This is a genomic window from Citrobacter sp. NCU1, assembly GCF_010231475.1.
Taxonomy (GTDB): Bacteria; Pseudomonadota; Gammaproteobacteria; order Enterobacterales; family Enterobacteriaceae; genus Citrobacter_D.
This window is the reverse complement of the sequence record NZ_NRDO01000002.1, coordinates 59,323-80,823: the sequence shown is the minus strand read 5'-3', so window position 1 is coordinate 80,823 and position 21,501 is coordinate 59,323. Positions and strand designations below refer to the sequence as shown.

At 53.8% G+C, this 21,501-nt stretch carries 20 protein-coding genes and 1 other RNA gene; 15 read left to right on the top strand and 6 right to left on the bottom strand.

All coding sequences use genetic code 11. The features are described from left to right. Positions 1–5: 5 nt before the first annotated feature. The 5 genes from lon to CJP72_RS00445 all read left to right on the top strand — a co-directional run bounded on the left by lon (position 6) and on the right by CJP72_RS00445 (position 5,940). Positions 6–2,360, top strand: coding sequence for an endopeptidase La (lon, locus tag CJP72_RS00465; RefSeq protein WP_162378942.1), 2,355 nt, complete (start codon positions 6–8; stop codon positions 2,358–2,360). A gap of 190 nt (positions 2,361–2,550) precedes the next feature. Then, complete coding sequence (hupB, locus tag CJP72_RS00460; protein WP_219352570.1) at positions 2,551–2,841, top strand: nucleoid-associated protein HU-beta; 291 nt, start codon at positions 2,551–2,553, stop codon at positions 2,839–2,841. A 202-nt stretch (positions 2,842–3,043) separates the two neighbouring features. Continuing rightward, positions 3,044–4,918, top strand: coding sequence for a peptidylprolyl isomerase (ppiD, locus tag CJP72_RS00455; protein ID WP_162378941.1), 1,875 nt, complete (start codon positions 3,044–3,046; stop codon positions 4,916–4,918). A gap of 145 nt (positions 4,919–5,063) precedes the next feature. After that, positions 5,064–5,438 carry a helix-hairpin-helix domain-containing protein gene (locus CJP72_RS00450; protein ID WP_162378940.1) on the top strand — a complete coding sequence of 125 codons (375 nt, stop codon included), beginning with the start codon at positions 5,064–5,066 and terminating at the stop codon, positions 5,436–5,438. A 103-nt stretch (positions 5,439–5,541) separates the two neighbouring features. Then, positions 5,542–5,940 (top strand): YbgC/FadM family acyl-CoA thioesterase, encoded by a 399-nt coding sequence (locus tag CJP72_RS00445; RefSeq protein WP_162378939.1) that lies wholly within the window; start codon positions 5,542–5,544, stop codon positions 5,938–5,940. Between the two features lie 108 nt (positions 5,941–6,048). On the opposite strand, the gene queC is transcribed toward CJP72_RS00445, so the two are convergent. Both queC and CJP72_RS00435 read right to left on the bottom strand, forming a co-directional pair. Further along, on the bottom strand, positions 6,049–6,744 hold the full coding sequence (gene queC, locus CJP72_RS00440) for a 7-cyano-7-deazaguanine synthase QueC (protein ID WP_162378938.1): 696 nt from the start codon (positions 6,742–6,744) through the stop codon (positions 6,049–6,051). 26 nt (positions 6,745–6,770) lie between these two features. Beyond that, on the bottom strand, positions 6,771–8,507 hold the full coding sequence (locus CJP72_RS00435) for an SgrR family transcriptional regulator (protein WP_162378937.1): 1,737 nt from the start codon (positions 8,505–8,507) through the stop codon (positions 6,771–6,773). A gap of 98 nt (positions 8,508–8,605) precedes the next feature. Between CJP72_RS00435 and cof the strand changes: the two genes are divergently transcribed. After that, positions 8,606–9,424 (top strand): HMP-PP phosphatase, encoded by an 819-nt coding sequence (gene cof / locus CJP72_RS00430; RefSeq protein ID WP_162378936.1) that lies wholly within the window; start codon positions 8,606–8,608, stop codon positions 9,422–9,424. A gap of 59 nt (positions 9,425–9,483) precedes the next feature. Here the strand turns inward: cof and CJP72_RS00425 are convergent, their stop codons facing one another. Continuing rightward, positions 9,484–10,539 carry a PLP-dependent cysteine synthase family protein gene (locus CJP72_RS00425; RefSeq protein WP_162378987.1) on the bottom strand — a complete coding sequence of 352 codons (1,056 nt, stop codon included), beginning with the start codon at positions 10,537–10,539 and terminating at the stop codon, positions 9,484–9,486. 112 nt (positions 10,540–10,651) lie between these two features. Between CJP72_RS00425 and decR the strand changes: the two genes are divergently transcribed. From decR to amtB, 5 genes are all read left to right on the top strand, one after another. After that, positions 10,652–11,110, top strand: a complete 459-nt coding sequence (gene decR, locus CJP72_RS00420; RefSeq protein WP_192611392.1) for a DNA-binding transcriptional regulator DecR — start codon at positions 10,652–10,654, stop codon at positions 11,108–11,110. A gap of 44 nt (positions 11,111–11,154) precedes the next feature. Then, the gene (locus CJP72_RS00415) at positions 11,155–12,927 is read left to right on the top strand and encodes a SmdA family multidrug ABC transporter permease/ATP-binding protein (protein WP_162378934.1); all 1,773 of its coding nucleotides are present in this window, start codon (positions 11,155–11,157) and stop codon (positions 12,925–12,927) included. Next, entirely contained in the window at positions 12,920–14,698 is a 1,779-nt protein-coding gene (locus tag CJP72_RS00410) for a SmdB family multidrug efflux ABC transporter permease/ATP-binding protein (protein ID WP_162378933.1), read from the top strand. The genes CJP72_RS00415 and CJP72_RS00410 overlap by 8 nt, the downstream gene beginning before the upstream one ends. 244 nt (positions 14,699–14,942) lie before the next feature. Continuing rightward, complete coding sequence (gene glnK / locus CJP72_RS00405; RefSeq protein ID WP_162378932.1) at positions 14,943–15,281, top strand: P-II family nitrogen regulator; 339 nt, start codon at positions 14,943–14,945, stop codon at positions 15,279–15,281. A 33-nt stretch (positions 15,282–15,314) separates the two neighbouring features. Then, entirely contained in the window at positions 15,315–16,601 is a 1,287-nt protein-coding gene (amtB, locus tag CJP72_RS00400) for an ammonium transporter AmtB (protein WP_162378931.1), read from the top strand. A 76-nt stretch (positions 16,602–16,677) separates the two neighbouring features. Here amtB and tesB read toward each other — a convergent pair whose 3' ends face one another. Continuing rightward, complete coding sequence (gene tesB / locus CJP72_RS00395; protein WP_162378930.1) at positions 16,678–17,538, bottom strand: acyl-CoA thioesterase II; 861 nt, start codon at positions 17,536–17,538, stop codon at positions 16,678–16,680. A 211-nt stretch (positions 17,539–17,749) separates the two neighbouring features. Here tesB and CJP72_RS00390 point away from each other — a divergent pair, with 211 nt between their 5' ends. Beyond that, positions 17,750–18,271, top strand: coding sequence for a YbaY family lipoprotein (locus CJP72_RS00390; RefSeq protein ID WP_162378929.1), 522 nt, complete (start codon positions 17,750–17,752; stop codon positions 18,269–18,271). Between the two features lie 32 nt (positions 18,272–18,303). On the opposite strand, the gene CJP72_RS00385 is transcribed toward CJP72_RS00390, so the two are convergent. Then, complete coding sequence (locus CJP72_RS00385) at positions 18,304–18,654, bottom strand: MGMT family protein (protein ID WP_342212271.1); 351 nt, start codon at positions 18,652–18,654, stop codon at positions 18,304–18,306. A 123-nt stretch (positions 18,655–18,777) separates the two neighbouring features. Here CJP72_RS00385 and ffs point away from each other — a divergent pair. Continuing rightward, an RNA gene (ffs, locus tag CJP72_RS00380) (signal recognition particle sRNA small type) lies at positions 18,778–18,874 on the top strand. Between the two features lie 28 nt (positions 18,875–18,902). Here ffs and yczR read toward each other — a convergent pair. Further along, a complete protein-coding gene (gene yczR / locus CJP72_RS00375; protein ID WP_162378927.1) occupies positions 18,903–20,330 on the bottom strand; it encodes a MocR-like transcription factor YczR in 1,428 nt (475 codons plus the stop codon). A gap of 84 nt (positions 20,331–20,414) precedes the next feature. Here yczR and yczE point away from each other — a divergent pair, with 84 nt between their 5' ends. Then, complete coding sequence (gene yczE, locus CJP72_RS00370) at positions 20,415–21,044, top strand: membrane protein YczE (RefSeq protein WP_162378926.1); 630 nt, start codon at positions 20,415–20,417, stop codon at positions 21,042–21,044. 64 nt (positions 21,045–21,108) lie between these two features. Further along, positions 21,109–21,462 (top strand): DUF1428 domain-containing protein, encoded by a 354-nt coding sequence (locus tag CJP72_RS00365; RefSeq protein ID WP_162378925.1) that lies wholly within the window; start codon positions 21,109–21,111, stop codon positions 21,460–21,462. Positions 21,463–21,501 lie beyond the last annotated feature (39 nt).

The window sequence follows — 21,501 nt, the reverse complement described above, 5'->3', positions numbered from 1 at the left end:
GCTCTATGAATCCTGAGCGTTCTGAACGCATTGAAATCCCCGTATTGCCGTTGCGCGATGTGGTGGTTTATCCGCACATGGTCATACCCTTATTTGTAGGGCGGGAAAAATCTATCCGTTGTCTGGAAGCGGCTATGGACCATGATAAAAAAATCATGCTGGTCGCCCAGAAAGAAGCATCAACGGATGAGCCGGGTGTAAACGATCTTTTCACCGTCGGGACCGTGGCCTCTATTTTGCAAATGCTGAAACTCCCTGACGGTACCGTAAAAGTGCTGGTCGAGGGGTTACAGCGCGCGCGTATTTCTGCACTGTCTGACAATGGCGAGCATTTCTCCGCAAAGGCGGAGTACCTTGAGTCGCCAGCCATTGACGAGCGCGAGCAAGAAGTGCTGGTACGTACCGCAATTAGCCAGTTTGAAGGCTATATCAAACTGAACAAAAAAATTCCGCCAGAAGTGCTGACATCGCTCAATAGTATTGACGATCCTGCCCGTCTGGCTGACACCATCGCTGCCCACATGCCGCTGAAACTGGCAGACAAGCAATCTGTGCTGGAAATGTCCGACGTCAACGAACGTCTGGAATATCTGATGGCGATGATGGAATCCGAAATCGATCTGCTGCAGGTTGAGAAGCGTATTCGCAACCGCGTGAAAAAGCAGATGGAGAAATCTCAGCGCGAGTACTATCTGAACGAGCAAATGAAAGCCATTCAGAAAGAGCTCGGCGAGATGGACGACGCGCCGGATGAAAACGAAGCGCTGAAGCGTAAAATCGACGCGGCGAAAATGCCGAAAGAGGCAAAAGAGAAAGCGGAAGCAGAACTGCAGAAGCTGAAAATGATGTCTCCGATGTCGGCGGAAGCGACCGTGGTGCGCGGCTACATTGACTGGATGGTTCAGGTACCGTGGAATGCGCGTAGCAAGGTCAAAAAAGATCTACGTCAGGCGCAAGAAATCCTCGACACCGACCATTACGGTCTGGAGCGCGTGAAAGACCGCATCCTTGAGTACCTCGCGGTCCAAAGCCGTGTGAACAAAATCAAGGGGCCAATCCTGTGTCTGGTTGGACCGCCGGGGGTAGGTAAAACCTCTCTGGGTCAGTCCATTGCGAAAGCAACCGGGCGCAAATACATTCGTATGGCGTTGGGTGGTGTACGTGACGAAGCCGAAATTCGCGGCCACCGTCGTACGTATATCGGTTCTATGCCGGGCAAACTGATCCAAAAGATGGCGAAAGTGGGGGTGAAAAACCCGCTGTTCCTGCTTGATGAGATCGACAAAATGTCATCCGACATGCGCGGCGATCCGGCGTCTGCACTGCTTGAGGTGTTGGATCCTGAGCAGAACGTGGCGTTCAGCGATCACTACCTGGAAGTGGACTACGATCTCAGTGACGTGATGTTTGTCGCAACCTCTAACTCCATGAACATTCCGGCGCCGCTGCTGGATCGTATGGAAGTGATTCGTCTGTCCGGTTATACCGAAGACGAGAAACTGAACATTGCGAAACGTCACCTGCTGCCGAAGCAAATTGAGCGTAACGCACTGAAAAAAGGCGAACTGACGGTCGATGATAGCGCCATTATTGGCATTATTCGCTACTACACCCGTGAAGCGGGCGTGCGTAGCCTGGAGCGTGAAATCTCCAAATTGTGCCGTAAAGCCGTTAAACAGTTGCTGCTGGATAAGTCACTGAAACACATTGTGATCAATGGCGACAATCTGCACGACTACCTCGGCGTACAACGCTTCGACTATGGTCGCGCGGACAGTGAAAATCGCGTGGGGCAGGTGACGGGTCTGGCATGGACTGAAGTGGGCGGCGATCTGCTGACCATCGAAACGGCCTGTGTACCGGGGAAAGGGAAACTCACCTATACGGGTTCTCTGGGCGAAGTCATGCAGGAATCCATTCAGGCTGCGTTGACTGTGGTGCGCGCGCGGGCGGAAAAACTGGGTATTAATCCGGACTTTTACGAGAAACGCGATATCCACGTTCACGTACCCGAAGGTGCGACGCCGAAAGACGGTCCGAGTGCCGGTATTGCGATGTGTACAGCCCTGGTTTCCTGCCTGACCGGTAACCCGGTTCGCGCCGACGTGGCGATGACGGGTGAGATCACCCTGCGTGGTCAGGTACTGCCTATCGGTGGTTTGAAAGAAAAACTGCTGGCTGCACACCGTGGTGGGATCAAGACGGTGTTAATTCCTGACGAAAATAAACGTGACCTGGAAGAGATTCCGGATAACGTTATTGCCGATCTTGATATTCATCCGGTGAAACGTATTGAGGAAGTTCTGACGCTTGCGTTGCAAAATGAACCCTCTGGAATACAAGTTGTAACCGCAAAATAGTGACCTCGCGCAAAGAGCGCTAATAAAAACAGGGCTGGCAGGCCATTTCGGACTTGCCAGCCTTTTTTTGTATCGCTAACTTAGATGCTGAATTAGGCCTGCCATCATTAACGGGTGTTGTAAGGGCATGGCAGGCCTGATATAACTGCTGCGCGGTCGCACTTTGAAGGACTCAGGTGCGATATAAATTATAAAGAGGAAGAGAAGAGTGAATAAATCTCAACTGATCGACAAAATTGCTGCAGGGGCTGATATCTCTAAGGCTGCGGCTGGACGTGCGTTAGATGCAATTATTGCTTCTGTTACTGAATCTCTGAAAGAAGGGGATGATGTTGCACTGGTAGGTTTTGGTACTTTTGCTGTTAAAGAGCGTGCTGCCCGTACTGGTCGCAACCCGCAAACAGGTAAAGAGATCACCATCGCTGCTGCTAAAGTGCCGGGTTTCCGTGCAGGTAAAGCGCTGAAAGACGCGGTAAACTAAGAGTGATCCCCTCAGGGGATGTGGCAAAGTACAAGGGCGCATCAGCTGATGTGCCTTTTTTATTTGTGATCCGGGACTTTCTACACGTTGTGGGCTGACAATTGCCCCCGTTTCTTGTCACAATAGGCCTTTCCGCGCAGCGTTCTGGAAACGCTATGCTGCGTGAGGTTATACATCACCTACAGCGGAGTGTGGTTACACCATGATGGACAGCTTACGCACGGCTGCTAACAGTCTCGTGCTCAAGATTATTTTCGGTATCATTATCGTGTCGTTCATTTTGACCGGCGTGAGTGGTTACCTGATTGGCGGAGGCAATAACTACGCCGCAAAAGTGAATGGCCAGGAAATCAGCCGCGGGCAGTTTGAGAATGCGTTTAACAACGAACGCAACCGCATGCAGCAACAGTTAGGCGATCAGTTCTCTGAACTGGCGGCGAACGAAAGCTACATGAAAACGCTGCGTCAGCAGACGCTGAATCGTCTTATCGACGAAGCCCTGCTGGATCAGTATTCCCGCGAACTCAAACTGAACATCAGTGATGAGCAGGTCAAGCAGGCCATTTTCGCAACGCCAGCCTTCCAGGTCGACGGTAAATTTGATAACGATCGCTACAATGCGATTGTTAACAAGATGGGAATGACGGCGGATCAGTATGCACAGGCGCTGCGTAACCAACTGACGACGCAACAGGTGATCAACGGCGTTGCCGGCACCGAGTTTATGCTGAAGGGCGAAACTGACGAACTGGCGGAATTGGTTGCCCAGCAGCGTGTCGTTCGTGAAGCGACTATCGATGTGAATGCCCTTGCGGCGAAGCAGCAGGTTACTGATCAGGAAGTTTCCAGCTACTACGAGCAGAATAAAAATAACTTTATGACGCCGGAGCAGTTCCGCGTGAGCTACATCAAGCTGGATGCCGCTGCGATGCAGGAGACGGCCAGCGATGCCGATATCCAGGCTTATTATGACCAGCATCAGGAACAGTTCACTCAACCGCAGCGTAACCGTTACAGCATCATTCAGACCAAAACGGAAGATGACGCTAAAGCGGTACTGGATGCGCTAAATAAAGGCGGTGACTTTGCTACCCTGGCGAAAGAAAAATCCGCTGACATCATTTCTGCCCGTAACGGCGGCGATATGGGGTGGCTGGAAGACGCCACGACGCCGGATGAGCTGAAAAATGCCGGTCTGAAAGAAAAAGGCCAGTTGTCCGGTGTCATCAAATCGTCTGTCGGTTATCTGGTCGTTCGTCTGGATGATATCCAGCCTGCGAACGTTAAACCGCTGAGCGAAGCGCGCGACGACATTGCCGCGAAAGTGAAGCAAGAAAAAGCACTGGATGCGTACTATGCGTTGCAGCAGAAAGTGAGCGATGCTGCAAGCAATGACAACGAATCCCTGGCGGGTGCAGAACAAGCCGCAGGAATGAAAGCCGTTGAAACTGGCTGGTTCAACCGCGATAGCTTGCCGGAAGAACTGAATTTCAAACCGGTTTCTGATGCTATCTTTAATGGCGGCCTGGTGGGACAGAACGGTACGCCGGGTAACAACTCCGACATCATCACCGTCGATGGCGATCGTGCTTTTGTACTGCGTGTTGCTGAGCACAAACCAGAAGCGGTTAAACCGTTGGCTGAGGTGAAGGAACAGGTGACTGCGCTTGTTAAGCACAACAAAGCGGTGCAACAGGCGAAGCTAGATGCGGACAAACTGCTGGTTGAGCTGAAAGCCGGTAAAGGCAATGAGGCGATGAAAGCGGCAGGTCTGAGCTTCGGTGAGTCTAAAACGCTGAGCCGTACGGGTCAGGATCCGGTGAGTCAGGCCGCGTTTGGTCTGAGCCTGCCTGCGAAAGATAAGCCGGTCTACGGTGTTGCCAATGATATGCAAGGTAATGTGGTTCTGCTGGCGCTGGATGCCGTGAAAGCGGGTTCAATGCCGGAAGAACAGAAAAAAGCGATGGTTCAGGGGATCACCCAGAACAACGCTCAAATTGTCTTTGAAGCGCTGATGAGTAACCTGCGTAAAGCGGCGAAAATTAAAGTCGGTGATGCGCTGGAACAGCAGCAGTAATCGAGACGCTTCGCAGAAATTTGCAAAAAGTTGTAATCCTCAAAGGCCGCTTTCGCGGCCTTTTCCATTTCTGATATTTGCCATTTGTCCCTGTTTCTTCGACCCGTTATCGTGGCTTTGCTGTTAATAAACAAGGAGAAACAGTATGAAACGTGGAATCAAAACTTTGCTGGTAGCGCTGTCTCTGACCTGTACTGGAGTGACAGGCAGCGCACTGGCCGCCGAGTCAGCGGCAAAAAATCCGGCAGTACAAACGAAGGCTGACGCACCTGCTACGGCGCAAACTAAAGCGTCACTCCCTGCGAAAGCCAGTGATGACGAGGGCACCCGGGTGAGTATTAATACCGCGTCAGCAGAGGAGTTAGCGAGGGCAATGAATGGCGTTGGGTTGAAAAAGGCACAGGCCATCGTCAGTTATCGGGAAGAATACGGGCCGTTTAAAACGGTTGATGATTTAAAACAGGTGCCTGGGATGGGGAGTTCGCTGGTGGAACGTAACCTGGCGGTTTTAACACTTTAATCACTTGCGTAGTGGCAAAAATTTGCCATGCTATAGAGGTCATACCAGTTGTGGCCTCTATACAGTCATCTTTTCGAAAAAAATAAACTAAGGTTCCTGCGCTATGCAAACACAGATTAAAGTCCGTGGTTATCATCTTGATGTCTATCAGCATGTCAACAATGCCCGCTATCTTGAGTTTCTGGAAGAGGCGCGCTGGGATGGCCTGGAAAACAGCGACAGCTTTCAGTGGATGACGGCGCATAACATCGCTTTTGTGGTGGTAAACATCAATATTAACTACCGTCGCCCGGCGGTGCTGAGTGATCTGCTTACCGTTACCAGTCAGGTGCAGCAAATCAACGGTAAGAGTGGTGTGTTAAGCCAGGTCATTACACTGGAGCCAGAGGGGCAAGTTGTGGTGGATGCGCAGATTACCTTTGTGTGTATTGATTTGAAAACGCAGAAAGCGCTACCTCTGGAGGGGGAGTTACGCGAAAAGCTGGAGAAGATGGTGAAGTAACGTCTTATTGCCTGATGGCGCTGCGCTTATCAGGCCTACATGTTCATCTTGCGTAACGAGTAGGCCGGATAAGGTATTTACGTTGTCATTTGGCAAAACCGACGGATATTACTTCAGCCCGGTTTTCTGCTTCATCGCCGCCATGACTGCGGGTTTATCCGCCAGATAATGGGTCAGTCCGTTAGCTCGCAGGGTACAGGCGGCACAGTGTCCACAACCGTCGCCTTTGATCCCGTTATAGCACGTCAACGTCTCCTGACGGACAAGATCCAGTTTGCCCCAGTAATCGGCCAGCGCCCAGGTTTCGGCTTTATCAAGCCACATTAATGGTGTTTCAAAGCGGATATCCTTTGCCATCCCCAGGCTAACAGCGTGATTGAGTGCTTTGACAAACTCATCGCGGCAATCCGGGTAACCGGAGAAATCCGTTTCACAAACACCGGTGATCACGGCCCCGGCTTTTACCTGGTAGGCGTAGATGGCCGCCAGCGTCAAAAACAGAATATTGCGCCCGGGCACGAAGGTGTTGGGAATACCCTCCGCGTCCGGTTCGTAATCCGGTACTGGAATGTTGTCGCGCGTCAGGCTGCTGATTGCCAGTTCGTTCAGTAGCGTTACATCGAGCACTTTGTGCGAACGGGCACCGAGTTTTAAGGCCAGGTCACGTGCCACATCAATCTCAGCGCGATGCCGCTGACCATAATCAAAGGTGACGCAATGGACTTCATCATATTGATGTAGTGCTTGCGCCAGGCAGGTTGTGGAGTCCTGACCCCCACTGAATACTACGACGGCACGTTTCATGGATTATCCTGACAAATGATAAAACGCTATGGTAGCGTCTGAGGGGGATGCCGACCAGCTTCTTCATGACGCGGGGGAGGCAACCAGGCTTCGGTGAAGTCAAACCAGCCTCGTGCGTTCAGTCGGACCCCATTGACGCCCGGTGGCGCGCTAATACGATAGTGATAATTGAAGAGCGGTGTGAGCGTGGCATCATTCATCAGATTTGCGAACACCTGCGCAAGTGCGGCATAACGATCGCCTTCGTCGGGCTGAATCTGTAGCGCATCCAGCGTTGCCTGTAGATGGGAATAAGCCGGAGCGTCTAAGACATGCGGCCAGAGCGGATCGCAGCGTAGCCATTGCTCAAGCGTGTACTCTGGCGCTTCGCCAATGAGTCTGTCGCCCATCATCAAATCGGCATCCGCCAGAATAGCGCTGTTATCCCAGTTTTTGGCATTATGAAAAATAAGCGTTAATTCACAACCGAGCGTGGCCAGATAGTGCTTGAGCTGTTCTGCCATGGTATGCAGTTCAACGGGCAGATGGTAGACCAGCGTGAGTTTTTCCGGCAGTTCTACCTCCTCCAGACCTTCCCACTGGGGCATGGTCCAGTTGGGCAGCAACGCCTGGCTCGGTGTAATCAGGTTTTCATCAACAGGCAATGTTTGCAGTAGCGATGTGTGATGGATGATATCCACCAATCTTCTCGCCTGTTGCACACTCAGCCTCGGCCCTTTCTTGAGTGTTAAATAGCAAAATCCGAGGCTGATGCCGCTGCTCACCTGGCTGAGCGTGGTCAGTTCTTCCCGCTTTCCGATCGCTATCTGCACTGGGTGGCGGCAACTGGTCCCCAGGTCTTGTGCGAAAAGCTGCGGTGTTATCCAGTATTCAACCGCCTTTAACAGCGGGTGACTCCGGTGAAAATGATCGTGACTCTCAAGGCGGACGAGCTCTGGTGTAAATAACGCCAGCCGGAAAGGGCCGGTACCGACCAGCGGTTGCTGCGGATGCGCCAGAAGGCTGCAGTAGCTCGCCAGGCGGTGCGCCAGCCAGTAATCAGGACGATGCAAAATGAACGTCAGACATTGCGGGTGGCTTACCTCAATACGCTTCACGCTAATAAACAACTTATTGAGCGCCGGGAGATTGAGCAGCATGAGTAACCGTTCATGGAGCTGCGAGGTTGCCACTGGATCGCCATTGTGCCAGTAAAGTGTCGAGCGAATGTAAAAATCCCAGCGTAACCCCTCGTGGGAGACATCCCAGTGATGCGCCAGGTCTCCGCAAGGACGCTGAGTATGACTGTCAAAGCGGGTTAATCCGGAGAAAATCTGCCCGGCAAGATGTTGTTCAGCGCGCCCGGGGAGGAATCCTGGGTGGAGCGGATCAAGAGGACGATAATAGGGAATACGCAGAGTTGGCGTATCGTTTTGCCATTGCCCCCCCATAAACGGTTGCAACATGGCGCGTAGTTCGCCCGGTGCCAGTTGCGCCAGCTCCAGCACATTGAGTTGCTGCCCTTTCTCCAGCGCCTGCTCCATCATGGTATTGCGCAATGATTCGGGTGTGACCAAAAAACGGAGTTGCCCTCGTTTTCCGCGCCCGGACTGCGACGCCCACGTCAACCATCCTGCTTCCTGCGACTGGCGAAGCAGTGTCCGTACATGACGTTCGCTACAAAAACAGCGTTCTGCCAGTTCGCTCACAGTAACAAACTGAGCTTCACCGGCAGAAGGCTGCCAAAGGCGCTGGTACTGGTTGAGTCGATTGAGAAGTCGCATAAACCCGGAACAATTCCTTTTATATATTCACTATTACTTCCGTATATCTCAGGTAATACTGAACCACAAGTTAACCGTGTCACAGAGTGGGGAAAGAGATGGCTCGTCTGGCAGCATTTGATATGGATGGCACACTACTGATGCCAAACCACCATTTGGGCGATGAAACCCTTTCAACACTGGCGCGCTTGCGCGAACGTGACATTACCCTGACCTTTGCGACGGGTCGCCATGTGCTGGAGATGCAGCATATTTTGGGGACCTTTTCACTGGATGCGTTCCTGATAACCGGCAACGGTACGCGAGTTCATTCGCTGGAGGGAGAGGTGTTGCATCGCCAGGATCTTGACCCAGATATCGCAGATATTGTGCTGCATCAGGCGTGGGACACGCAGGCCAGTATGCACATTTTCAATGACAACGGCTGGTTCACCGGACAGGAAATCCCGGCGATATTGCATGTGCACGTCTATAGCGGATTTCGTTATCACGTAGTGGATGTCAAACGGATCCCGGCCCACCAGGTGACGAAGATCTGTTTCTGTGGCGATCACGAAGATCTGATCCGGCTTCGTATTCAATTGAACGACGCGCTGGGCGAGCGGGCAAACCTCTGTTTTTCCGCAGTCGATTGCCTGGAAGTTTTGCCGTTGGGTTGCAATAAAGGCGCTGCTCTGACGGTACTGAGCAATCATCTGGGGTTTACGCTGGCGGAGTGTATGGCGTTTGGCGATGCCATGAACGATCGTGAAATGCTGGGGAGCGTTGGCCGCGGTTTAATCATGGGTAACGCTATGCCGCAATTGATTGCCGAGCTACCTCATTTATCAGTGATTGGGCATTGCCGTAATCAGGCTGTCTCTCACTATTTAACGCATTGGCTGGATAATCCACATCTACCTTATTCCCCCGAATGAGAGATCCCTTCCAGCAAGCCAGACATGAACAGTCATTGTCTGGCTTTTTTTATACTGACTTAGCGGACGTTCAGCATCCGGGCAAGTTCAGCCTGCCACGGCGCTAAATCACCAATATGCGCGCTGACCCACTGCGGATTGTAGTAGGTGTCGAGATAACGTTCGCCGCTATCACACAGCAACGTCACGAGAGAACCTGTTTCTCCGGCATCGCGCATACGGACTGCGAGTTGCAGTGTTCCCCACATATTGGTGCCGGTTGAGGCGCCTACTTTGCGACCCAACTGCGTTTCCAGCCAGTGCGCGGTCGCGATGCTGGCAGCATCCGGCACACGCAACATCTCATCCACCACATCCGGAATGAAAGACGGTTCTACGCGTGGGCGGCCGATACCTTCGATTTTGCTGCCGACCGGACTGCGTAATGCGGCATCACGTTCCTGCCAGTAGGGTAAAAAGACCGAGTTTTCCGGGTCAACGACCATCAGACGCGTGTCGTAGCCCTGGCAGCGAATGTAGCGGCCAATGGTGGCTGAAGTCCCGCCAGTGCCTGCGCTCATGACAATGTGTCTGGGCACAGGATTGGGTTCGCACTGCATCTGACGAAAAATACTGTCGGCAATGTTGTTATTTCCGCGCCAGTCAGTAGCGCGTTCAGCATAGGTGAACTGATCCATATAGTGACCGTTCAGTTCACGCGCCAGTTGTTCTGAGGCGGCGTAAATCTCGCAGGCGCTTTCCACAAAATGACAACGGCCACCGTAAAACTCTATTTGTTCGACTTTGCGCTTTGCCGTACAGGAAGGCATGACGGCAATAAAGGGCAGGCCCAGAAGGCGAGCGAAATACGCCTCGGAAACGGCGGTTGAACCCGATGATGATTCAATGATTGGCGTGCCTTCTTTGATCCAGCCGTTGCACAGTCCGTACAGGAACAGTGAACGCGCCAGTCGATGCTTCAAACTGCCAGTAGGGTGTGTGCTTTCATCTTTCAGATAGAGCTGAATTCCCGGAAACGCAGGCAGCGACAGCCGGATAAGATGAGTGTCTGCTGAACGCTGATAGTCAGCGTTAATTTCATTAATGGCGTTTTTAACCCAGGCGTTATTCATCAGTGTTTTCCATTTGTCATTTTGTGCCCAGATTAGCGAAAAGCACGGAAAAAATTGTTGCCATTTAACCTTTAAAATAGAATGTAGGGAGAAAATTCTTCTCTGTGAGGTGGGCATGTTAGATAAAATTGACCGTAAGCTGCTCGCTTTGCTGCAGCAGGACTGTACCCTCTCTTTGCAGGCGTTAGCCGATGCCGTTAATCTGACCACCACACCCTGCTGGAAACGACTGAAACGTCTGGAAGATGACGGCGTTCTGGTGGGAAAAGTCGCGTTACTGGACCCCGAAAAATTGGGACTGGGCTTAACCGCCTTTGTGTTGATAAAAACGCAGCACCACAGCAGCGAATGGTACTGCCGATTCGTGACCGTGGTTACTGAGATGCCGGAAGTTCTGGGCTTCTGGCGCATGGCGGGTGAATACGACTATCTGATGCGGGTCCAGGTGGCGGACATGAAACGCTATGACGATTTCTACAAACGTCTGGTGAACAGTGTTCCCGGACTGTCAGATGTCACATCAAGCTTTGCGATGGAACAGATTAAATATACTACCGCTCTACCTATTGAATAATTCTCCCGGCACTGATTGCCGGAAATCATGTCAGGACAGAATACGTGCGATTATTTGTTCAATTAAGCTGGTACTTTCGCCGGGAGTGGCGTCGCTATCTCGGTGCAGTTGCCTTGCTTATCATCATTGCTATCCTGCAACTGATCCCGCCTAAGGTGGTCGGCATCGTTGTGGATGGCGTAAGCGCACAACGCTTTACCTCTCAGCAGGTGTTGATGTGGGTGGGAACCATCGCGCTGATTGCCGTCGTGGTCTATCTATTACGCTACGTCTGGCGCGTTCTGCTGTTTGGGGCGTCCTACCAACTTGCCGTTGAGTTGCGTGAAGATTATTACCGTCAACTCAGTCGTCAGCATCCTGAATTTTATCTACGACATCGCACCGGGGATTTAATGGCGCGTGCCACCAATGACGTGGATCGTGTGGTGTTTGCCGCCGGGGAAGGGGTGCTAACGCTGGTGGACTCCTTGGTTATGGGGTGCGCCGTATTGATTGTGATGTCCACGCAAATCAGCTGGCAACTGACGCTGTTTGCCTTGTTACCGATGCCGATTATGGCGCTCATGATTAAGCGCTACGGTGACCGGCTACACGATCGTTTCAAACTGGCGCAGGCGGCATTTTCCAGCCTTAACGATCGGACTCAGGAGAGCCTGACCAGCATTCGGATGATCAAAGCGTTTGGTCTGGAGGACAGACAATCAGCGCTTTTTGCCGCCGATGCGGCGGATACTGGTAAGAAAAATCTGCGGGTCGCGCGTATCGACGCCCGATTTGATCCGACGATTTATATCGCCATTGGTATGGCAAACCTGCTGGCGATTGGCGGTGGGAGCTGGATGGTGGTCCACGGCGCGTTAACGCTCGGACAACTGACCAGTTTCATGATGTACCTCGGCCTGATGATTTGGCCGATGCTGGCGCTGGCGTGGATGTTTAATATCGTCGAGCGAGGCAGCGCCGCCTATAGCCGAATTCGCGCCATGCTGGCAGAAGCACCGGTGGTACATGACGGCACAGAACCCGTACCGGAAGGGCGAGGTGAACTGACGGCGGCGATTGGCGAGTTTCGTTATCCACAGGCGGCGCATCCCGCGCTGGAAGAGGTCCATTTCCACCTCAAACCGGGTCAAATGCTGGGGATTTGTGGACCGACCGGCGCCGGGAAAAGTACGGTACTTTCGTTGATCCAGCGTCATTTTGACATCACCCAAGGCGATATCCGTTTTCACGGTATTCCGCTGACGCAGTTGCAACTGGATAGCTGGCGTAGCCGACTGGCCGTGGTCAGTCAGACACCGTTCCTGTTTTCAGATACGGTCGCCAACAACATTGCGCTGGGGTGCCCAAACGCGACGCAGGATGAAATTGAACATGTGGCACGTTTAGCCAGCGTTCATGAGGACATTTTACGTCTGCCGCAAGGTTATGACACCGAAGTCGGCGAACGTGGGGTCATGCTTTCCGGGGGGCAAAAACAACGTATTTCCATTGCCCGTGCGTTGCTGCTTAATGCGGAGATCCTGATTCTGGATGATGCCCTGTCGGCAGTGGATGGTCGTACTGAACATCAGATTTTGCATAATCTGCGCCAGTGGGGAGAAGGGCGTACGGTGATCATTAGCGCGCACCGCTTGTCCGCTCTGACGGAAGCCAGCGAAATTATCGTGATGCAGCATGGGCACATTGCTCAGCGAGGCGAGCATGACGATTTGGTTCTGCAATCCGGTTGGTATCGCGACATGTACCGCTATCAGCAGTTAGAGGCCGCGCTGACGGACGCCCCTGAAATGCCAGAGGAGGCGGCGAATGCGTAGTTTTGGACAGTTATGGCCAACGCTAAAAAGGTTGTTGGCGTACGGTTCTCCGTGGCGAAAACCGCTGGCCATTGCAGTGGTTATGCTCTGGGTCGCCGCGGCGGCAGAGGTCAGCGGGCCGCTGTTGATCAGCTATTTCATTGACCACCTGGTGGCGAAAAACAATCTGCCGTTGGCAATGGTGGCGGGGTTGGTCGCGGCCTACATTGGCTTACAGTTGCTGGCGGCCGGCCTGCATTATGCGCAGTCGCTGTTATTTAATCAGGCCGCTGTTGGCGTCGTGCAACAACTGCGTACCGACGTGATGGATGCTGCGCTCCGCCAGCCGCTGAGTGAGTTTGACACTCAACCCGTCGGGCAGTTGATCTCCCGGGTGACCAATGACACCGAAGTGATCCGCGACCTATACGTCACGGTTGTGGCGACGGTGTTGCGTAGCGCCGCGCTGATTGGCGCAATGTTGGTGGCGATGTTCAGCCTGGACTGGCGCATGGCGTTGGTGGCGATGGCGATTTTTCCTGCCGTGCTGGTGGTGATGGTGATTTACCAGCGCTACAGCACGCCGATCGTCCGCCGTGTGCGAGCGTATCTGGCGGATATCAATGACGGTTTCAATGAAGTCATTAACGGCATGAGCGTCATTCAGCAGTTTCGCCAACAGGCGCGCTTTGGCGAGCGCATGGGGGAGGCCAGCCGTTCTCACTATATGGCGCGGATGCAAACCCTGAGGCTGGATGGCTTTTTACTGCGCCCGTTGCTGAGTCTTTTCTCGGCGTTGATTCTGTGTGGGCTGCTGATGTTGTTCAGCTTTACCTCGGCAGGCACCATTGAAGTTGGGGTGCTATATGCGTTTATTAGCTACCTCGGGCGGCTGAACGAGCCGTTGATTGAATTGACGACGCAACAATCCATGTTGCAGCAGGCGGTGGTGGCGGGGGAGCGCGTTTTTGAACTGATGGATGGCCCCCGTCAGCGTTACGGTGACGATAACAGGCCGCTACAGACCGGGAGCATTGATGTTGACCATGTCTCTTTCTCCTACCGCGACAATAATCTGGTACTACAGGATGTCAGTCTGTCAGTGCCGTCCCGCAGTTTTGTGGCATTGGTCGGGCATACCGGGAGCGGTAAGAGTACGCTCGCCAGCCTGTTGATGGGCTATTATCCGCTGACTCAGGGTGAGATCCGTCTTGACGGGCGGCCACTCTCTACGCTGGGTCACAGCGTTCTGCGTCAGGGGGTGGCGATGGTGCAGCAGGACCCGGTCGTGATGGCGGACACTTTCCTGGCAAACGTCACGCTGGGTCGCGATATCTCCGAAGCGCGCGTCTGGCAGGCACTGGAAACGGTCCAACTGGCGGAACTGGCACGCGGCCTGAGCGACGGTATCCATACGCGTCTGGGCGAGCAGGGAAACACCTTGTCCGTAGGGCAAAAGCAACTCCTGGCGCTGGCGCGCGTGTTGGTTGAGACGCCGCAGGTGCTTATCCTGGATGAAGCAACGGCCAGCATCGACTCGGGGACCGAACAAGCGATTCAGCAGGCGCTGGCGGCCGTGCGTGAACACACGACGCTGGTGGTGATTGCACACCGGTTATCGACAATCGTCGAGGCCGACACCATTCTGGTGCTGCATCGCGGACAGGCGGTTGAGCGAGGCACTCATCAACAATTGCTCGCAGCGCAGGGACGTTACTGGCAAATGTACCAATTACAACTGGCCGGGGAAGAGCTGGCCGCCAGCGCGCGCGAGGAATCGCTTAACGCCTGATGCACCAGCGTTGCCCGCTACTCTCGCGGGTGGTGCAAAAATGAAACGCATCATGCACTGGCATGGTGCGTTTTTTGTTCCCCGCTTCGCTTTCGACGCACATCACATTTCTCCCCCCTTGCTTTGTTGCCTGTTTTTTGTGCAATCACCTGCCGGATTGGCTCATTTCGCAATGTGGCACACCCCTTGCAACAGATCTCTCGTGTCGCTGCAGTTATTACCCATTTCTGACAGGAGGGGATCTATGAAGCTGGTTACCGTGGTAATCAAACCGTTCAAACTGGAAGACGTTCGTGAAGCGCTGTCTTCTATAGGCATTCAGGGGTTGACGGTCACTGAAGTGAAAGGTTTTGGGCGTCAGAAAGGGCATGCCGAGCTGTACCGCGGCGCGGAATACAGCGTCAACTTTCTACCAAAGGTAAAAATTGATGTGGCCATCGCTGACGATCAGCTTGAGGAGGTGATCGATATCATCAGCAAGTCTGCATGGACCGGAAAAATTGGCGACGGCAAAATTTTCGTTGCTGAACTGCAACGCGTCATTCGTATTCGTACCGGTGAAACCGACGAAGCGGCACTGTAACTTTCAGGCTACACAGTGATAGGAACGAAAAAAATGAAGATAGCAACGATGAAAACGGGCCTGGTTTCACTGGCGCTGCTGCCAGGTCTGGCGATGGCGGCTCCCGCCGTTGCCGACAAAGCCGATAACGCCTTTATGATGATTTGTACCGCGCTGGTGCTGTTCATGACGATCCCCGGCATTGCCCTGTTCTACGGTGGTTTGATTCGTGGAAAGAACGTGCTGTCAATGCTCACGCAGGTCACCGTGACGTTCGCGCTGGTCTGTATTTTATGGGTGGTTTACGGCTATTCGCTGGCCTTCGGTGAAGGCAACAATTTCTTCGGTAACTTCCACTGGACGATGCTGAAGAATATTGAACTCACGGCGGTGATGGGCAGTTTCTATCAATATATTCACGTTGCGTTCCAGGGATCGTTCGCCTGCATCACTGTTGGGCTGATCGTGGGGGCACTGGCTGAGCGCATTCGTTTTTCGGCGGTGCTGATTTTCGTCGTGGTCTGGCTGACGCTTTCCTACATTCCTATTGCGCACATGGTGTGGGGCGGCGGTTTGCTGGCATCTCATGGCGCGCTGGATTTTGCGGGCGGCACCGTGGTGCATATTAACGCCGCGATTGCCGGTCTGGTTGGGGCTTATCTGATTGGCAAACGCGTCGGTTTTGGCAAAGAGGCGTTTAAACCGCATAACCTGCCGATGGTCTTTACCGGTACGGCAATTCTGTATGTTGGCTGGTTTGGCTTTAACGCTGGTTCCGCCAGTGCGGCGAATGAGATTGCGGCGCTGGCTTTCGTCAATACCGTGGTGGCAACGGCGGCGGCTATCCTTGGATGGATATTTGGCGAATGGGCGTTGCGCGGTAAACCGTCTCTGCTGGGGGCCTGTTCTGGCGCGATTGCCGGTCTGGTTGGGGTCACGCCAGCCTGCGGTTACATCGGTGTCGGCGGCGCGCTAATTATTGGCGTGGTGGCGGGTCTGGCAGGATTATGGGGCGTGACCATGCTTAAACGCCTGCTGCGTGTTGACGATCCTTGTGATGTGTTTGGCGTTCACGGCGTCTGTGGGATCGTCGGTTGTATCCTGACTGGGGTTTTCGCCTCTCGCTCGCTTGGCGGCGTGGGGTTTGCTGAAGGCGTCACGATGGGGCATCAGGTGCTGGTGCAGTTAGAAAGTATCGGCATTACGATCCTCTGGTCCGGCGTGGTCGCGTTTATCGGTTACAAACTGGCGGATTTAACCGTGGGGCTGCGCGTACCGGAAGAACAAGAGCGCGAAGGGCTGGATGTCAACAGTCACGGCGAGAATGCGTATAACGCGTGACGTAGATTGCCCGGTGGCGCTGTCGCTTACCGGGCCAACAAAAAGCCGGATAAGCGTCAGCGCCATCCGGCTTTTTTCAGTTGTGATTCCGCATGACCCCTTCCTGCACGGTAGACGCAACCAGCACGCCGTCCTGCGTGTAAAACTCACCGCGCACAAAACCGCGGGCGCTGGAAGCAGAAGTACTCTCTACGCTGTACAGCAGCCAATCATTCATATTGAAAGGACGATGGAACCACATCGAATGATCGATAGTGGCAATCTGGATCCCTTTTTCGAGAAAACCAATACCGTAAGGCTGCAACGCCACAGGCAGGAAATTAAGATCGGAGGCATAGCCCAGCAAATATTGATGAGCGCGGAGGCTGTCCGGCATCGTGCCGTTTGCGCGGATCCAGACCTGACGCGTTGGATCTGAGACATGGCCTTTTAGCGGATTATGAAATTCAACTGGGCGAATCTCTAATGGGCGATCGCAGAGAAATTTCTCTTTTAACATCGGCGGCAGTAAATGCGCCACTGAGCGGGCAATTTCGGTTTCCGATTTCAGGGATTCAGGCCCCGGCACTGTGGGCATTTTTTTCTGGTGTTCAAATCCCTCTTCCTGACCCTGGAAAGAGGCGGTCATGTAAAAGATAGGCTTCCCATTCTGAATAGCGGCCACCCGCCGGGCGCTAAAACTGTTGCCATCTCGCAGCACTTCTACATCGTAAATAATCGGTTTTTGACTATCACCAGGGCGTAAAAAATAGCTGTGGAAAGAGTGTACATGGCGATCTTCGGCGACGGTTTCTTTGGCGGCACACAGCGCCTGGCCGACCACTTGTCCGCCAAACACCTGACGTAATCCCAGGTCTTCACTTTGTCCCCGAAAGAGTCCTTCTTCAATTTTTTCAAGATTTAACAATGTCAGCAAATTTTTCAGTGCCAGACTCATACTTACTCTCCAGGTAATGACGGCGCCGCAGCGAGATAGCCACAGTATAACGCAATTTTAAAAGTGGTCCGATGGGTGCAATAGTCTGAATAACTGGCCAATTTCAGGAAAAAATAGGTAATTTGTGCCAAACTTAATAACGTTATGTGTTTGTTAACCATTCTCCGGCGAGTAAATAACTTGCTGGGGCTCTGGTGAGAAGGAGAATTTAATGAAACTTGTGCACATGGTAAGTGGTTTAGCAATGGCGGTTGCTCTGGCAGCCTGCGCAGATAGAAGCGCAGATGTTCAGACACCCGCGCCAAACCCAGGCACTTCCGGTGTGGCTACACAGCCTGCAATTCAGCAACCCACGGTTTCGGGCACCGTCTGGATCCGTCAAAAAGTGGCCTTGCCACCGGATGCTGTCTTAACCGTGACACTGTCGGATGCCTCACTGGCTGATGCGCCGTCAAAAGTGTTGTCGCAGCAGGCGGTACGTACCGAAGGCAAACAGGCGCCGTTTAGCTTCGTTCTCCCGTTCAATCCGGCAGATGTACAGCCAAACGCCCGGATCCTGCTGAGTGCCGCGATCACCGTTAATGACAAACTGGTATTCATTACCGATACCGTTCAGGAAGTGATTAATCGGGGTGGGACAAAAGCCGATCTGACGCTGGTTCCGGTCCAGCAAACGGCAGTGCCAGTTCAGGCTGACAGTGGGACGACCGCAACGCCTCCTACGCAGTACTGATCTGGACTTAACCCTCTTCGATTCGGAGAGGGTTAATACACCCAGCGGTATCGTTGCAAATCGATCTGCCCACTCCCGGACACTATTACCCCTTCCGATAATAAAGCCTGTCGTTGACGCTGAAGATCAGGACCAGTCAGCGAGATCGCGCCGTGGCGATTGACAACTCTGTGCCAGGGGAGGGTGCTGCCTTCCGGTAACCGTTTTAATACGCCGCCGACCTGACGCGCGGCACGGGGTGAACCTGCGAGTCGCGCGACATCACCATAGGTGGTCACAAACCCTTCAGGTATGGAGGCGACAATGTGCCAGACGCGTTGGGGGAAAGAGTCTTGCATATTCATGGTGTATTCCTGCGCTAATCCTTCAGCATAATCCGCAATAGAGGCAGAGTGAAGTCACATTGCGCAAGAAAACAGCATCCGGTGAAGGATTGGTTGCAATTACCGGGGACAGCAGTGATAATGCGCCTGCGCGTTGGTTAACAACGCTCTCAATGGGGGCTCTGTTGGTTCTCCCGCAACGCTACTCTGTTTACCAGGTCAGATCCGGAAGGAAGCAGCCAGAGCAGACGACGTGTGTGCCGGGATGTAGCTGGCAGGGCCCCCACCCAATTCTGCCGTCCGGCACGTCAAATAATCTTACGCATTTTCCCCACACCGCTTTGAAAACGCAATCCGTCCCACAAGGGCTGTAACGTGCTGAATGCCGCGCGTAATGTGTCGTCCGGGTGGGTGAATGGCATTCGCAAGAAGCGATCGAAAGCACCATTCAGACCAAAACGGGTGCCAGTGCCGAGCTGAATCCCTGCGCTTTCGGCATGTGTCGCGAACTGGGTGGCTAAGGTATCAGGCAATTCTACCCAAAAAGATAGTCCTCCCGCAGGCGGGGAAAACGTCCACTCCGGAAAATGCGCTCGCATCAGTTCACCGCATAGCGCGCGTCGCCTGGCCAGTTGTTGCCTGCGTTCAGGAAGGAAGGTTCCGGAATGTTCAATTAACCAACCGGTTGCCAGTTGTTCCAGAACCGGTGAACCCAGGTCGAACGTATCACGGGTTTGCACGAGCGCGGCAATGGTGCGTGACGATGCGCGAACCCAGCCCAGACGCAGTCCTCCCCAGAAACTTTTTCCTGCCGACCCCAGCATAATAATGGGCGCGTCGGCGTTGTAGCAGGCGAGCGGCGGCGGCGGTGGGGCATCAAACCACAGATTCACCATCGTTTCATCCACCACTATGGTGGTCCGTGTTCTGGCGGCAATATCCGCCACGCTCTGGCGCGTCGCGTCGTCCATACAACGCCCGGTGGGATTATGAAAATCAGGCATCAGATAAGCCATTCTTGGCGACGTTTGCGCGATGGTGGCGAGCAGACCGGCGGTGTCCCAGCCATGCTCAGGTAAAGAGACGCCCACCGGACGACACGACGCGCCCTGAATGGCCGCGATGGCGAGCGGGTAGGTGGGGTGATCCACGACAACACGGTCACCTGGACCGGTCAGCAGACGCAGGATCAATGCCAGTCCACTGACCGCGCCGTTGACGACCATGACCTCATCCGGGTGGGTGGGCAACCCTCGTTCACAGTAGTGGCTGGCAATGGTTTCACGTAGCGACAGTAATCCCTGTGGCAAATAGCCCGAACTCAGTAAATGCTGGGGCATTGCACACAGAGCCTGGTGGTAGGCCTGATGAATTTCGGGACCGGCGCTCAGGGCGGCGGTGGACAGATCCAGCGCCATGCTGGTGCCGGTTCGGGTGGGTACCCGGTGGATATGTTCTGGCAGAATGACCCGCGAGCCACTCCCCTGTCGGCTTTCCAGGTAGCCTTCCTCACGCAGTTGCGCCAGCGCGCTGGCAATGGTGGTTCGGCTCACGTCCAGCACGGCGGCCAGTTCGCGCTCGCCGGGAAGACGGCTATCCAGTGCCAGACGACCATCCAGAATGAGCAGACGCAGCGCTCTGGCAAGCTGACGCCAGAGAGGGATGCGTGAAGCGGTTTCCTGCCAGTGTCCGAGCAAGCGCTGCAGAGACTGGCTTCCATGACGACGAGATGACATAACAGTCCACTTTTTGAAAACTGGACATTAATCATAGTGCCAATTGTGGAGAAGATGAACGTTATCTGGCGAGGAGGGGGAATTATGCTGCGTCGATTGGTTCAATTGTATTTGGGGCTGGCGCTTTACGGTGTCTCAACCGCTATGTTTGTGCGTGCGGATTTAGGCGCTGACCCCTGGAATGTTTTTCATCTCGGTGTGGCGAATCTGCTGTCGATGAACATCGGTATTGTGATGATTGGCGTTGGTGTTCTGGTTTTGCTGTTATGGATACCCTTGCGACAACGCCCAGGGCTTGGAACACTGAGCAACGTTATTGTTATCGGCCTGGCGGCAGATGCGACGCTGGCTATCATGCCTGGATTTGAATCCCTGCTCGTGCGCACTGTTTTGCTGGTTTCTGCGGTGATCGTCAATGCGCTGGCCACCAGTATGTATATTGGCGCCGGTTTTGGCGCCGGTCCACGTGACGGCCTGATGACCGGGATTCATGCACGTACCGGTTGGCCCGTGCGCTCTATTCGTACTGCGATTGAGGTTTCCGTCTTGTTGAGCGGTTGGTTCCTTGGGGGGGCATTGGGCGTCGGCACCGTGCTGTATGCGCTGGCGATCGGGCCGTTAATCCAGATTTGCCTGCCCTGGTTTCGTTATTCCCCGACGGCGCGCGTTCCGGCACACAATGCATCTACGGCACAGTGCCGCAATGGCGACTAAACTTAACTGCGACTGACGCGGCCAGATTGTCTTGCCGTGCAGTAACACTTCGGAGGTTTATCTCATGAAGTATGTTGATGGTTTTGTGGTTGCCGTGCCTGCCGAAAACAAGGAGGCCTACGTGGCAATGGCGGCAAAAGCTGTCCCGCTCTTTAAGGAATTTGGGGCATTACGCGTGGTTGAATGCTGGGCCGATGATGTTCCGGACGGCAAGCTGACCGATTTTCGCATGGCGGTGAAAGCGGAGGATCATGAGGAAGTGGTCTTTAGCTGGATTGAATACCCCTCGAAAGAGGTCCGCGACGCGGCGAATCAAAAGATGATGTCGGATCCACGAATGAAAGAGTTTGGCGAGTCGATGCCGTTTGACGGCAAGCGCATGATTTATGGCGGATTCTCTCCCATTCTGGATGACTGATGTGACTGGCTGTGCGGCGTGCCGCCAGCCATCCCGACA